The 15336-nt window shown below is 55.8% G+C and carries 15 protein-coding genes; all 15 read left to right on the top strand.

The window, feature by feature from the left end:
• Nucleotide 1 precedes the first annotated feature (1 nt).
• Nucleotides 2–3499 (top strand): FtsK/SpoIIIE domain-containing protein, encoded by a 3498-nt coding sequence (locus Q0V70_RS04005; protein WP_297588659.1) that lies wholly within the window; start codon nt 2–4, stop codon nt 3497–3499.
• A complete protein-coding gene (locus Q0V70_RS04000) occupies nt 3496–4731 on the top strand; it encodes a DNA methyltransferase (RefSeq protein ID WP_297588657.1) in 1236 nt (411 codons plus the stop codon). Before Q0V70_RS04005 ends, Q0V70_RS04000 begins: the two co-directional genes overlap by 4 nt.
• A 42-nt stretch (nt 4732–4773) precedes the next feature.
• Complete coding sequence (locus Q0V70_RS03995; RefSeq protein ID WP_297588655.1) at nt 4774–5493, top strand: toxin-antitoxin system YwqK family antitoxin; 720 nt, start codon at nt 4774–4776, stop codon at nt 5491–5493.
• 26 nt (nt 5494–5519) lie between these two features.
• Complete coding sequence (locus tag Q0V70_RS03990) at nt 5520–6320, top strand: toxin-antitoxin system YwqK family antitoxin (RefSeq protein WP_297588653.1); 801 nt, start codon at nt 5520–5522, stop codon at nt 6318–6320.
• Between the two features lie 29 nt (nt 6321–6349).
• A complete protein-coding gene (locus Q0V70_RS03985; protein ID WP_297588651.1) occupies nt 6350–7573 on the top strand; it encodes a toxin-antitoxin system YwqK family antitoxin in 1224 nt (407 codons plus the stop codon).
• Between the two features lie 52 nt (nt 7574–7625).
• Nucleotides 7626–8432, top strand: a complete 807-nt coding sequence (locus Q0V70_RS03980; protein ID WP_297588649.1) for a toxin-antitoxin system YwqK family antitoxin — start codon at nt 7626–7628, stop codon at nt 8430–8432.
• A gap of 54 nt (nt 8433–8486) precedes the next feature.
• Complete coding sequence (locus tag Q0V70_RS03975; RefSeq protein ID WP_297588647.1) at nt 8487–9278, top strand: toxin-antitoxin system YwqK family antitoxin; 792 nt, start codon at nt 8487–8489, stop codon at nt 9276–9278.
• 1 nt (nt 9279) lies between these two features.
• Nucleotides 9280–9792, top strand: coding sequence for a toxin-antitoxin system YwqK family antitoxin (locus Q0V70_RS03970; RefSeq protein WP_297588645.1), 513 nt, complete (start codon nt 9280–9282; stop codon nt 9790–9792).
• Nucleotides 9789–10247: a toxin-antitoxin system YwqK family antitoxin gene (locus tag Q0V70_RS03965; protein WP_297588643.1), complete on the top strand. Its 459-nt coding sequence runs from the start codon at nt 9789–9791 to the stop codon at nt 10245–10247. The genes Q0V70_RS03970 and Q0V70_RS03965 overlap by 4 nt, the downstream gene beginning before the upstream one ends.
• A 56-nt stretch (nt 10248–10303) precedes the next feature.
• Nucleotides 10304–11353 (top strand): toxin-antitoxin system YwqK family antitoxin, encoded by a 1050-nt coding sequence (locus Q0V70_RS03960; RefSeq protein WP_297588641.1) that lies wholly within the window; start codon nt 10304–10306, stop codon nt 11351–11353.
• Nucleotides 11354–11393: 40 nt separating this feature from the next.
• Nucleotides 11394–12245: a toxin-antitoxin system YwqK family antitoxin gene (locus tag Q0V70_RS03955; protein WP_297588639.1), complete on the top strand. Its 852-nt coding sequence runs from the start codon at nt 11394–11396 to the stop codon at nt 12243–12245.
• Between the two features lie 10 nt (nt 12246–12255).
• The gene (locus Q0V70_RS03950; protein WP_297588637.1) at nt 12256–13206 is read left to right on the top strand and encodes a toxin-antitoxin system YwqK family antitoxin; all 951 of its coding nucleotides are present in this window, start codon (nt 12256–12258) and stop codon (nt 13204–13206) included.
• 47 nt (nt 13207–13253) lie between these two features.
• Nucleotides 13254–13826, top strand: coding sequence for a toxin-antitoxin system YwqK family antitoxin (locus tag Q0V70_RS03945; protein ID WP_297588636.1), 573 nt, complete (start codon nt 13254–13256; stop codon nt 13824–13826).
• Between the two features lie 58 nt (nt 13827–13884).
• Nucleotides 13885–14772, top strand: coding sequence for a toxin-antitoxin system YwqK family antitoxin (locus Q0V70_RS03940; RefSeq protein ID WP_297588635.1), 888 nt, complete (start codon nt 13885–13887; stop codon nt 14770–14772).
• 25 nt (nt 14773–14797) lie between these two features.
• On the top strand, nt 14798–15336 hold a 539-nt coding region (locus Q0V70_RS03935), incomplete at its 3' end, for a toxin-antitoxin system YwqK family antitoxin (protein WP_297588634.1).

Below are 15336 nucleotides of genomic sequence, written 5' to 3'. Positions count from 1 at the left end.
AGTGGCCGCCGTCAAACAAACCCCACAATCCATCTTCTACCCGCTCCTAGCCGGGACCGTAGTCGTGGTCGCTGGTGGCACATATTTCGGTATCCCCCTAGGCGGGCTACTGTTCGCGGCAGCCATAACCGTGTGTGTGTTGGAGCCGAAAGTCCAATACACGGGGCCTAAAGACAAACAAGGGTTGGCTACCCCTATCGGGGACGAGGAAACACGTAACCGCCGCTACCAAACCTGCAGACAAGTCCTAACCAGGCTCCTCCTGCCCGGCCCCCAACTGTTGCCCGGGAAACACGTAAACCTCTCCTGGTTGGCCGTGTTCCCTATTGTTGTTTTGGCTACTTTAGCGCCGGTAGACCCAACATGGACCAGCACCGGGGTTCTTGTTTCGCCTCTACTGGTGGCTCATGTTTGGTTGAGTGTCACGTTCGCGATCCGTAAAGCATCGGGGCAAAACCCGAAGCCTGCCCTGTCTATAAAACACGCTGCCGAAAACCACACCATCATCCACATTGTTAGCGCCATTGCAGGTGTAGTTGTGGGGGTCGCAACCATTGTGACGCTAACTATAGTCACCCTACCGTGGCTACCCTCAATGCTCCTCCCCACCTGGACATACGGCCTCACCACAGCTGCCCTCACTGTCCTCACAATAGAAGCCGTAGCCTGCCGCAGCCGTGCCCTAGAACAATGGAAGGAAGAAGAAAAGTCGGCAACCATGTGGGAAGCCATGTGGCAAAACCTCGCCCCTAAAGACATACCGCCCGTACACGTCTCCCACCAAACCACAGGCCCCTACACGGTAGACGAATTTATGGCGATAGCCCCCACCACCGCCGAAACCTATATCAGCCTATCCACCCGCATCGCGCCACTACTCGGTGCAGGATACAACGCGGTAGTCCTCGCCTCACCAGTCACCAGCCGGGAAGGCAACATCGACTGGAACAACACCGATCCTGGAAAATTTAGGGTCGCTGTCTGGACCGAAGAACCCGACCTAACCCAGCCGGCAGATATTGAGACAGTCCGGTTGGCTATCGACTGTGAGATAGCGTCAGCCTGCGACAGCCTCTCCCCCGGCAGCCGCATCCTAGTAAACAGTATCAGCCTCGTATCTCCCGAAGACGAGCCGGTAGTAGAAACAGACAAATATTGGTGGGTCCACCAACTCACCAAAAAACCCGAAAATGTTACCAAAACCCCCAACAACAACACCCCAAACAACCCCAACGAAACCCCCGAAAACACTAGCGAAACCCCCGACGACAATGTTGCCAAAAACCTAGACGGAACACCCGCCTGGTGCTACACCGTGATAGGCATCCCCGAAGAAACCCTCAAAACCGAAATACTCCCCAACATCGCAATATCCGGCCTCCCCATAACCTACGACCCCCGCTACACCCACCTCGGACTACTCGCCAATCCCCAAACAATGGGCATCAACACCCAAACCGACTTCTACAACCAAATCAGTAACCTCAAAAACGGCAAATATGCTGGCCCCACCGGAGTCCAACAATTCTGGCAAGACAACCTCGAAGAAAACATATGGCGCAACCGGTGGGACGGAATAAAAGAAGTCGGCTCCATAAACCCGCCCACACCCCAATCCCACCTACGCCAAACCGCCACCCTCAACAACCCCCACGCCTACCTCACCTCACTACCCTTCGCCACCCGACAAGGCATACCCCCCTCCATCTTCCTCAAACTCGAACCCAAAATCGCCACCGTACTCGGCGGAGCCCCCTTCGTATCCATAGTCGGATTCACACCCCCAAACGGACACAAAGGCGACCGGCACCCCCAAGGCATAGTCCTACGCTGGTCCAACCAACAAATCCCCACCTCACCAATGAGCCTCACCCCGCCCCGCAACGACGACACCACCGCCCAAGAATGGATCCTCGCGGGGGCCATAAACCGGGCCTTCGACGCAACAAAACTCCCCCGCCCCGAACTCATCCAAGCCCGCCCCCTAACCGCACCCACCGCAGGGAAGCATCTCTGGGAAATCCGGCTCAGACTCTACGACTCCCTAACTGTCCCCCTCATCCGCAAAAACGCGCAACAAATCGGGGCAGCCATCCAATGCCCCTGGATACGCGCCATACAAGATGGCCCCAACCCCTCCCAATGTGTCCTCATCGCCGGAGCCCACTATAGGGACACCCAAATAGTCGACCCTGAAGACCTCCAAATGTTACAAAACGTAGAATGGGCCGCCGCCTGGGAAGCCTGTGGCGTCACCATAAACGGGGCGCTCCCCGAACCGGTAGAAACCGGGTTCCTCCCCACCAACCATAAAGTCGAACGGCTCATCTTCAAACTACCCCCCGGCCTAGACGTTAACGATGCCCGCCGGGCCGAAAAGAAACTCACCGGAGCCACCGGCAACCAATTCATACAAATCAAACCCGACAATGTGCCGTCCCAAATCGAGGTTTTGGCCTGCAAAACCGACCCCATGCCATTCCCCGCCCCCTTCAACTGGGACCTCGCCCTAACCGAAAAACATTACCCGTTCGCCACCGGAGTAGACGGAGCCCCCGTATGCTGGGACCCCAACTCAGACCCCCACCTGCTAGTAGTAGGCACCACCGGCGGCGGCAAATCCACCTTCGCCCAAACCTTCCTATACCCCCTCCTGGCCCGCGACTGGGAAGTCGTCATCATCGACCCCATCAAAAAAGCCGCAGACTTCAAATGCTACCTACCCTGGTGCGTACACGTAGCCACCAGCTGGGACGACGCAACCGCCACCATCAAAGCCGTCAAAGCCGAACAAAACCGCCGCTTCGACCTGTACCGAAAAGCCGGAGTACAAGACATCTACCACCTACCACCCGACCAAAAACCCCCAGAACTACTACTGGTCATAGACGAGTTCAACTCGGCAGTAACCATGCCCAAACCAGACCAACCCGCTGACAACACGCCAGAAACCATCCAAACACACATAGAAGCCGAACAAGCCTTCACCGGCTCCAAAACCATAGGAGCCATAACCGGCAACCTCGCCGCGCAAGGACGCTCCGCCGGAATACACATCCTCCTGGCCGGGCAGCGGGTGACCGCGAAAACCCTCGACCAAGTAAAAGGCGGAGAAGTCCTACGCACCAACCTAGGACGCATCCTGCTCGGCAACGCCACATATGGGGAAAAACAGTCCGCGCTACGCTCCCCAGACACCGCCCCCGAACTAGGCACGTTCGTACCGAAAGGACGCGGCATATTCGAATCCGTCACCGGCGCTACTTCAATAATCCAATCCTGGTATCCCGACGACGGCGACCCGCTAGAGACCCTACCGAAACATTTACAGCAAGTCCGGCCCGTTGGCGCCCGGCTCGAACTAGATATCGCCCGGTTCGAGACTGAAGAAGCCACCGCGTTCGAAGGCAAAATCATCAACACCCCCACCCCCAGCCCCGAACCGGTCACAGATTTGGGCGAAATCGACCTCGGTATAGGGATAGGAGACCTACAATGATAGAACACATCATGTGGCAGGCCCCTTATGTGGACGGGGCACACAGCCTAATCCGAGGCGACTCCCAACAAGTACTACCCCTGCTCACAGGCAGCGACTGCTACGATCTGGCCTATCTTGACCCGCCATACGCTACCGGGTCACAAAAACTCACCTACTCCGACAGTCTCACCGTCACCCAATGGTGCAACCTATTCTCAAACATCGTCGAAAACACAGTCAAACTATTAGACCCTAAACGGGCGTGTCCTGTTTTGGTGTCGATAGACGACAATCGGATAATCCAAGCCCGCACCATCCTCGACAAGGCTATCCCTGGCGGGTTCATTGCTACTATTATTTGTCAAGGCTCAGTCAGGCCAGGGGCACAACTCGTGTCGGTCGGGCACGAATATTTACTCATCTACATGACCCGCGCCAAAAAATATAGGCGCAGCGGTGTCAGGTGGCGTGTAACCAAACCGGGAGCCGGCACGGTCCTCAAAAAAGCCGAACATGTTTGGAAACAACACTGGCTACAGCCAGACACAGCCTCCCAAACTATGCGGGAATGGTACCGGGAACACCGGAGCGAACCGGAGATTTGGCGGCTACGCGAATACAAATGGTTCACGCTTGAAGGCCGCCTCTACCGGCGGGGGCCGATAAACGGGCCGAGAGGCACCAAACACTACCAGTATCCGATTACGGCTCCGACTGGGAAAATCTGGATGCCGGACGAGTGGGGTTGGCGCATGCCCGCCGCCACCTGGAACACGTGGGCAGGTCGTGACGAAACCGACTTCGGACCAGACGACACACTATCCCCGGCCAGACGCATCTACCTAGACGAACACTGCCTAGAGACACCAACATCGTTGGATATTGCCCGCCGTAGTGCCGCCACTCGAAAACTATCAATACAGTTAGGAGACAGTGGGTTTTCTTGCCCGAAAAATCCCGAACTGTTAGCCAAATGGATCCATATCACCACCGACGGCAGGACCGGGCTGCGGGTGTTGGATCCGTTTGCGGGCGCAGCAACCATCATCGAAGCCCTCGAACAACTCAACCAGCAAGACGGTGGCAGTAGGGTCGCGACCTGTATTCAGATTGACGAACGCGACCTGGACACAGCGAACAAAGTCTCGATTTTCGATTCCGCAACCCTGCCAAGGGCTTTGCGGGTTTGTGCCAAATATGGTTCTGGGCTCAACGTGGGGGAACTGGTGGAAACCGACCCCGCACACTAAAACACGACAACAACCCCAGCCAGACAAAAGGAACGAACCGTCATGTCCACCAGCATCAACAACCGTAGCCGTCAACCCAAAGGCACAAGTAAGGGTGGCCAGTTCGCGCCAGAAACACACACGGAAACCCCCAACGACCTGGACACCACCAGTAGCGACACATCCCCCAGCGTCGCGAAATACTACGACAACGGCAACCCAAAACTCGAAGAATGGCACGACAAAAACGATGACCTCCACCGCACAGACGGACCAGCCTACATACGGTATCGTGAGGACGGCACCGTCAGTGAAGAAGGATGGTGGCGAAACGGGGTAATGCACCGAGACGGAGCCCCAGCCCGAACGTTCTACGACAAAAAAGGGAACCCCACTACCGAAGCCTGGATCCAGCACGGAAGATGCCACCGCGAGGACGGACCCGCCATAACCGAACGCCGGAAAGACGGAACCATCGAATCAGAACAATGGTGGCAGAACGGTAAACGCCATCGTACCGACGGGCCATCCTGGGTAAACTACACCCCAGACGGAAGCATCGAAACCGAATTGTGGTGGCAGAACGGGCAACGGCATCGGACAAACGGCCCAGCCGCCACCGACTACTGGAAAAACGGCACCGCACAAGAAGAATCCTGGTGGAAAAACGGGAAACTCCACCGCGATGATGGGCCTGCCTGGGTGGACTACAACCCAGACGGCTCCGTCGAATTCGAGCGATGGTTCCAGGACGGGAAAGAAATCACCCCACCCCAAAAATAACCACCCCCAGAAAAGGAGCCCCCAAAATGGTCACCAACACTGCTAACCGTAACCGCCAACCCAAAGGCACCAGCAAAGGCGGCCAGTTCGCGCCAGAAACACACACGGAAACCCCCAACGACCTGGACACCACTAGTAGCACGCCCCCGAGTGTTATTACCCGCTACCCCAACGGGAAACCCCGAACCGAACTGTGGCGCAACAAAGACGGACAGCCCCACCGCGACGACGGACCATCCACCACGATCTACCGAGAAGACGGAAGCATTGCATCCGAATCCTGGTCTAAAAATGGGTTAGTCCACCGCGACAACGGCCCAGCCACCACTAGCTATCACAAAAACGGCAACATCGAATCCGAAACATGGCGACAAAACGGACTCCTACACCGCGATGACGGTCCCGCTTTCACTATCTATAACACCACCGGACAAGTCAAAGAAGAACACTGGCACAATAACGGAGAATGGTGCCGCGAAAACGGGCCAGCAACCACCCGCTATTACGGAAACGGCAATATCGAAGCCGAAATATGGTGCAAAAACGAAAAACGCCACCGCGACGACAACCCAGCCCTAATCACCTACTACAAAAACGGGGCAACCAAAACCGAAACCTGGTACGAAAACGGGCAACGACACCGTACCGACGGCCCGGCCTACACATCCTACAACCCCGACGGGACTACCAAATCCGAATGCTGGTGTCAGAACGGGGAATACCACCGTACCGACGGCCCAGCCTGGGTGGACTACAACCCCGACGGCAGCACCAGACGTGAAGAATATTGGGAAAACGGGGAAGAAATCGCTCCACCCGGAAAATAGTCGCCGCCCCCCCAGAAAGGAGCCCCGAAATGTCCACCAATATAAACAATCGTAACCGTCAGCCCAAAGGCACCAGCAAAGGCGGACAGTTCGCCCCAGAAACCCATGCCACAGCCCCCGACGATTTGGACAGCGCCGGCAACGCGGCCCCTGACGTTGTTCACTCCTATCCCGACGGCAAACCCAAACGCGAACAATGGGTCGACAGCAACTTCGACCTCGACCGTGCAGACGGGCCAGCCTTCATCGAATACAACCCAGACGGTAATATCAGCTCCGAACGTTGGTACAAAAACGGCTACACCCACCGCGACGACGGCCCAGCCTCCATCGAATACTGGCAAGACGGAACCACCAAATCTGAACAATGGTACCGCAACGGGCAGCCACACCGTGTAGGCGCCCCATCCAAAACCTCATACAACCCCGACGGCACCATCAAAAAAGAAGAATGGCACCAAAACGGAGAATACCACCGCAATGACGGCCCAGCCGACATAATATACGGACCAGACGGCAGCATCAGACACGAGCAATGGTGGCAGGACGGGCAATGGCATCGGGAAGACGGACCAGCCAACATACGACGCTACGAAAACGGCAACCCACGGCTCGAAGAATGGGGCCAAAACGGCAAATATCACCGCACCGACGGCCCCGCAAAAATCACCTATTTCGAAAACGGCAACATCGAATCAGAACAATGGCGCATCAACGGGAAATACCGACGCGACGATGGAGGCCCCACCTTCAAAAAATATTACGAAAACGGCAACCCGCAAATCGAAACCTGGTACAAAGACGGGAAAGAACACCACGATGACGGCCCGGCCATCATAGCCTATCGAGAAGACGGAAACATCGAACGCGAAGACTGGTGCAAAGACGGAAAACCCCACCGGGCAGACGGACCCGCCGCCGCGATCTATCACAAAGACGGCAGCATCAAGAAACAAGAATGGCGTCAAAACGGACAATATCACCGTACCGACGGCCCCGCCGTTATCGAATATGCCCCAGACGGGACAATCATGGCCGAAGAATGGTACGAGGACGGGCAACGCCACCGAGAAAACGACCCCGCCGTCACATACTACAACCAGGATGGCAACATCGACCACGAAGAATATTGGCGAAACGGGAAACTCCACCGCAACAACGGTCCAGCCATCGTCGAATATGACGAAAACGGCGACATCGAATCTGAGCAATGGTGGCGACACAACGAACTATCCGCCCCACCGAAACAATAATCCCCGCACGGTAAGCAACACAAGAAGCATCAAAAAGAAAGGAGCCCCGACAATGGCCACCAACGTGAACAACCGCAACCGCCAACCCAAAGGCACTAGCAAAGGTGGCCAGTTCGCCCCGGAAACCCACGAGGCCGCCCCCAACGATTTGGACAACGCCAGTGACGCACCCAGCGCCGTTATCCACGCCCCCGAAGGGTATGTCGAAACCGAACAGTGGTGCAACAAGGACGGGGAACTACACCGTGACGGGGCGCCCGCCGTCATCGACTACCGGCAAGACGGGACTGTTCAAGCCGAAGAATGGTGGCAAAACGACCGACTCCGCCGCACAGACGGGCCTGCAATCGTCCGATACGACGACAACGGCAACGTTGAGAGCGAAGAATGGTACCGATATGGGGAACTTCACCGGATAGATGGCCCAGCCTACATATCCTACAACCCGGATGGCGACCCGCGCCTCGAAGAATGGTGCAAAAACGGGGAACGCCACCGTACCGACGGCCCCGCCCGCACCGACTATTACGAAAACGGAAATATTTACCGCGAAGAATATTGGAAAGACGGGCAACGTCACCGCGAGGACGGCCCAGCCGAAACCGAATACCGGAAAGACGGAACCATCAGCTACGAAGCCTGGTATAGAGACGGGCAAGAACATCGCGACAACGGCCCAGCCTCCACCGACTATCGGCGAGACGGAACCCTCGAATCTGAGCAATGGTGGCAGAACGGGCAACGCCACCGGGTAGACGGTCCCGCCTACGTGTCCTACAACCCTGACGGCACCATAAAACGAGAAGAATGGTGGCAGGATGGGGAAGAAATCACCCCACCCGACACGCCGGGACAGTAGCCCCCACACGGTGGCTACCAGGAAAAAACATTCGACAAAAGAAGGAGTCCTGAGATGTCCACCCGTAACCGTAACCGTCAGCCCAAAGGCACCAGCAAAGGTGGCCAGTTCGCGCCAGAAACACACACAGCCGCCCCAAATGATCTGGATACAGGCGAGCAGCCTAGCATTGTTCATTACTATCCCGACGGCACTATAGAGACGAAACAGTGGCGTAACGAGGACGGGAAACTCGACCGGGCAGACGGCCCAGCAGTTATCGGATACAGGAAAAAAGACGGCACCCTTCTGGCAGAAGAATGGTACAAGAACGGTAACCTTGACCGGGCAGACGGCCCCGCCTGCACCTTCTATTATCCCGATGACACCATTCAACAAGAAGAATATTGGCAGGACGGGAAAGAGCATCGTACCGACGGGCCGGCGCGCACAATCTACTACCCCGACGGCACTATCCATACGGAAGAATATTGGCAAGACGGGAAAAAACATCGCACCGACGGCCCAGCAGTTATCTACCGGGACAAAAAAGGGCAAACCAAAATCGAACAATGGTGGCAGGACGGGCAACGCCACCGGGAAGACGGACCAGCCATCGTGGTCCGGCCCGGAAACGGCCCCGTATGGGGAGAAGAATGGTACAAAGACGGGAAACGCCACCGGACAGACGGCCCAGCCAACTTGTTCTACCGCCCCAATAACACTCTCGATACCGAAGAATGGTGGCAGGACGGGAAAAAGCACCGGTTAGACGGTCCTGCTGTCATCAAATACGACGAATGCGGCAATGTCGAGTCTGAGCGATGGTATTTGGACGGCACCCCTATCGACCCGATCGTGAAATAGCATGCCCTGTAACGTTGGTGAACACCCCGCCGGTCAAGACAACAACGGCGCACACCGCAATGTTGTTGAATATTATGGCAGGTGTGTCCCAAAATTTGAGGAATGGCGCAACAAAACCGGGCAACTCCACCGGGTAGACGGACCGGCACGCACAAACTATTACAAAAATGGGACACCCAAAACCGAAGAATGGTACCAGAACGGGCAACGGCACCGTACCGACGGCCCGGCCTACACAGACCGCTACTCCTACGGTACCGTTTCGTGCGAAGAATACTGGCAAGACGGACAACTACATCGAACTGGCGGGCCGGCTCGTATCGAATATTGGCCGAACGGGCAACCCCACCAAAAAACCTGGTACCAACATGGGCAACAGCACCGAGAGAACGGCCCCGCGGTCACGGTTTACCGACCAGAAGGCGCCATCAAACATGAAGAATGGTGGCAGTATGGGGAAAAAATCGCCCCGCCCCGTACACTAACCAGTCCCGGAAAGGAACCCCCAAAATGACCACCAATATCAACAATCGCACGCCTCATAACGTTGTAGTCCGCTACCCCAACGGAAAAATCCGCTATGAAGCATGGTGCAACAAGGACGGCGAACTCGACCGGGCAGACGGGCCCGCATACGTCGGATACGACCCGGACGGTATCATCGACTGCAAACAATGGCGACAAAACGGGAAACTGCACCGTGACAATGCCCCCGCCAGTATCACCTATTTCGAGAACGGCATAATCGAAAAAGAACAATGGTGGCGCAACGGGAAACTACATCGTGACGGTGCCCCCGCCATCACCACATACAACGAAGACGGCACAATCGTGACCGAAGAATGGTGGCACGACAGACACCTACACCGAGACGGCGGCCCAGCCTGGGTGGACTACAACCCCGACGGCAGCATCAAACGTGAACAATGGTGGCAGTATGGGGAAAAAACCGCCCCGCCCCAAAAATAGCCAGCCCCCACACGGTGACCAATGCAGAAAAACATCAAAAAAAGGGAGCCCCGACAATGGTCACCAACAACACAACCAGTCACACACCCCCCAGTATCGTTTCCTACTATCTCGGCAGAAAAATCCGCTACGAAGAATGGCGCAACAAGGACGGTAAACGCCACCGGACAGACGGGCCAACCGAAATCTTCTACTACCCCAACGGGACTATACAGACCGAATTCTGGTACCTGAACGGGAAACGTGACCGTACCGACGGCCCCGCCTGCACAGCCTACAGGGAAGACGGGACTATCGAATACGAGAAATGGTATCGACACAACAAAACCCACCGCGCCGACGGGCCAGCCTATATACGATACCGGAAAGACGGTAGCATCAGTGAAGAACAATGGTACCGTAACGGGCAATTCCACCGCGATAACGGGCCAGCCATTATCGAATACGCCCCCGACGGGGTCATCACATCCGAAGAATATCTACAAAAAGGGCAACCCCACCGCGAGAACGGACCGGCCCAAATCTTTTACAACAAAAACGGCAGCATCAAAGAAGAAGTCTGGTACCGGTATGGGAAACTCGACCGGGAGGACGGGCCGGCCCGCACCGGCTACCGCCCAGACGGAACCATCGACTACGAAGAATGGTACCGCAACGGTATCACCGACCGAGAGGACAAGCCTGCCATCACCAAATACAGCAAAAACGGTGACCCTCAAAAAGAATTCTGGTGCAAAAACGGCCAGTTCCATCGCGATAATGGGCCGGCTATTATCGAATATGCCCCGGACGGAACCATCATGTCCGAAACCTGGTATCAGGACGGGCAACCCCATAGGGAAAACGGCCCAGCCTATATCGAATACAACCTACATGGCGGTATCGAATCCGAGCAATGGCTGCAGGACGGTCAACGGCACCGTACCGGCGGGCCAGCCTACACATCCTACGCCCCAGGCGGGGCTATCAAATCCGAATGCTGGTGCCAACATGGGGAAATCCATCGCGAGAACGGCCCCGCCTGGGTGGACTACAACCCCAACGGCAGCATCAAACGTGAAGAATATTGGAAAAACGGGGAATTCTACATACCGCCCGCACACTAAAACACGGCAACAACCCCAACCCCATAAAGGAGCCCCGACAATGGCCACCAACGTGAACAACCGCAACCGTCAACCCAAAGGCACAAGCAAAGGCGGCCAGTTCGCGCCGGAAAAACACTCTGAAACCCCCAACGATTTAGACACTGCTAACAGTACGCCGCCCGATACTGTCACCCGCTACCCTAACGGCAAACCCAAACTCGAACTATGGCGTAAAAACAAAGAATTTCACCGTACCGACGGGCCAGCCCGTATCGAATACGCCCCAGACGGCAAAAAAGTGGTCGAAGAATGGTGGCAAGACGGAGATTTGCACCGTGACAATGGGCCGGCACGCATCAGGTACGACAGAAACGGTGATGTTACACGCGAAGAATGGTACCAGGACGGGGACCTACACCGCGACGACGGCCCAGCCATAACCACCCACGAACTAGACTACCCAACCGGCAACATATACACGACCGAAGAGTGGCGACAGCACGGAATACTACACCGTGAGGACGGCCCTGCCTATATCTTCTACGCCCCAGACGGGAAAAAACTAGGCGAAAAATGGCTGCAAAACGGCAAATATCATCGTGACGATGGACCTGCCGTCATCGAACATTTCGGTCCAAAAGGTGCCGTAAGCCAAGAAAAATGGTACAAAAACGGACAATACCATCGAACCGACGGGCCAGCAGTCACATACTACAACCCAAACGGCACAGTATCGGGCGAATTCTGGTATCAACACGGTAAACGCCACCGGACAGACGGCCCGGCTGTCATAAGCTACGACGAACACGGCGACATCGAATATGAAAAATATTGGGAAAACGGGGAAGAAATCGCTCCACCCGAAAATAGCCCCCACACGGTGTCCAATACAGAAAAACATCAAAAATAAGGAGCCCGAAATGGTCACCAATACTGAACTAACTAACATTGTCGAATACTACCCTGATGGCACCCCTCAAACCGCAGAATGGCGCGAAAAAGGGCGACTCCACCGGACAGACGGACCCGCAGAAATACGCTACTACCCCGACGGGACCATCGAATCCGAAGAATGGTGGAAAGACGGGCAATGGCACCGTACCGACGGACCAGCCTACATATCCTACAACCCCAACGGCAGCATCACTACCGAATTTTGGCTCCAAGGCTGGCAGCTGCACCGTGACGACGGTCCAGCCCGTATCGAATACAACACAGACGGAACCATCAAACACGAATCCTGGTATCAGCGTGGAAAAACACACCGTACCGGCGGCCCAGCCGCCACCGACTATTACGAAGACGGCAGCATCAAGGAAGAAACCTGGTACGAAAATAACGAAATACACCGTATAGATGGCCCCGCCGTAACAAAATACAATGACGACGGCAGCATCAAAGCAAAAGTGTGGTTCCAACACGGCGATATCCACCGCGACAACGCCCCAGCATACGTTGGATACTACCCCGACGGCACCATACGAGCAGAATCCTGGTGGCAACACGAGCAACCCCACCGCGACAATGCCCCAGCCCACCTCCACTACAGCCCAGACGGTATTTTGACGGAAGAAGACTGGTACCGTAACGGGCAGCTAGACCGCGAGGACGGCCCGGCCTCCACCCGCCGCTGGCCTGACGGCACCATCAGCCACGAATCCTGGTGCAAAAACGGGCAACCACATCGGTTAGACGGGCCAGCCGAAATATCCTACCAAGAAGACGGCAAACCTAGCAGCGAGCAATGGTATCGACACGGGCTGGCACATCGTACAGACGGCCCAGCCTACACCTACTATGGCAAAAACGGCGCCGTCAAATTCGAGCAATGGTGGCAAAACGGGGAAAAAATCGCCCCACCCACAAAATAGCCGACCCCCCACACGGTGACTACCACAGAGCAAAAAGGAGCCCCCAAATGGTCACCAACAATCACATGTCTCCTGACATTATTGCCCACTATCCGGACGGAAAAGTCCGCTTTCAAGAATGGCGTAACGAGGGCGGCGAAATGCACCGGACAGACGGACCCGCATACGTCGGATACGACCCGGACGGTAACGTCAGCTACGAACAATGGCGAATAGACGGGAAACTGCACCGCATCAATGCCCCCGCCAGCATCGCATACAACGAAGACGGCACAATCGAAGAAGAAAACTGGTGCCAGAACGGGAAACTGCACCGTGACAATGCCCCCGCCCGTATCACATACAACCTCGACGGCACTATTCAAGCCGAAGAATGGTGGCAAAACGGGCACCCACACCGTGACGGTGCCCCCGCCGAAATCACCTATTTCGATGAAGGCGGACCCTTCTACGAAGCCTGGTATCAGAATGGGAAACTCCACCGCACCGACGGGCCAGCCGAAACCTGGTACTACCCTGACGGAAACATCGAATCTTGGGCATGGTGGCAAAACGACATGCTCATAGACCCGCCCGGACCAGACACGACCGAAACACCCGACTGTTGCGACAGTCTCTGACCCGCACACAACAAACACGCAACAAAAACTTCCTCAACAAGCTAAGGAACAAAACATTATGGCCACCAACGTTACCAACCGTAACCGTCAACCCAAAGGCACTAGTAAAGGTGGCCAGTTCGCCCCGGAAACCCACGCCACAGCCCCCGCAGATTTGGACACCACCAGCAGCGACACTCCCCCTAGCATCGTAGATCACTACCCCAACGGAACTATAGAGTCCGAACAATGGCTCAACGAAGACGGGCAACTCGACAGGGCAGACGGGCCAGCCTGCATCTACTACTACGAAGACGGCAAAGTCATGACCGAAGAATGGTGGCAAGACGGGAAATGCCACCGCGATAATGAACTAACCTGCACCGTATATGATAAAAACGGAACCATTGTATCCGAAGAATGGTGCCAGCACGGGCAGCTACACCGCACCGACGGCCCCGCTCACACTTCCTACCGGAAAGACGGAACCATCGAATACGAACTCTGGTTCCAACACGGACAACTACACCGTGAGGACGGGCCAGCCCGTATCGAATACCGGGAAGACGGTAGCATCGAACAAGAAGCCTGGTACAAAAACGGGCAACTACATCGGTTAGATGGACCCGCCAAAATAGTCTATGACGAAAACGGACAAACCAAAATCGAACAATGGCGCCGGTGTGACCTAGCCCACCGTACAGACGGGCCAGCCAGTATCTACTACGACAAAAAAGGCACCGTTCGAATCGAAGAATGGGCCCAGTGCGGACAGCGCCACTGTGAAAACGGGCCAGCCATAACCGAACGCCAGGAAGACGGCACCGTCGAACGTGAAGAATATTGGCAAAACGGGAAGAAACACCGTATCGGCGGATCGGCCTACATAGCCTATAACCCCGATGGCACCATCGAACGTGAAGAATATTGGGAAAACGGGGAACAAATCACTCCACCCACAAACTAGCCACCCCCAGAAAAGGAGCCCCAAAATGGCCACCAACATCAACAACCGTAACCGACAACCCAAAGGCACCAGCAAGGGCGGCCAGTTCGCCCCGGAAACCCACGCCACAGCCCCCGCAGACCTCGACAACAGTAGCGATAAACCTAGTGTCGTGGAATATTACCCTAACGGTAGCCCACGGCTCGAAGAATGGCTAAATAGCGACGGGAAAATACACCGCGAGAATGGTCCTGCCCGTGTACGGTATCGCGAAAACGGCACCATCGACTACGAAGAGTGGTGGAAAGACGGGGAATTGTGCCGCGACAACGAGCCTGCCTGCACATACTATTACCCCGATGGCACAATCGAAGAAGAAGAATGGTATCAAAGTCAAGGGGCGCACCGGATAGATGGCCCGGCCTTCATTAAATACTATGAAGACGGAACCATCAAATATGAGGACTGGCGGTTAGACGATAAACGCCACCGTCTAGACGGGCCGGCATACGTCGAATATAACCCGAACGGCACCCCCAAAACCGAAGAATGGTGGCAAAACGGGCAACACCATCGCACCGACGG

The organism is uncultured Mobiluncus sp., from assembly GCF_947087965.1.
Lineage (GTDB): Bacteria > Actinomycetota > Actinomycetes > Actinomycetales > Actinomycetaceae > Mobiluncus.
Note: the sequence above shows the minus strand (reverse complement) of the source record. Positions and strands in the feature narration are given on the sequence as shown.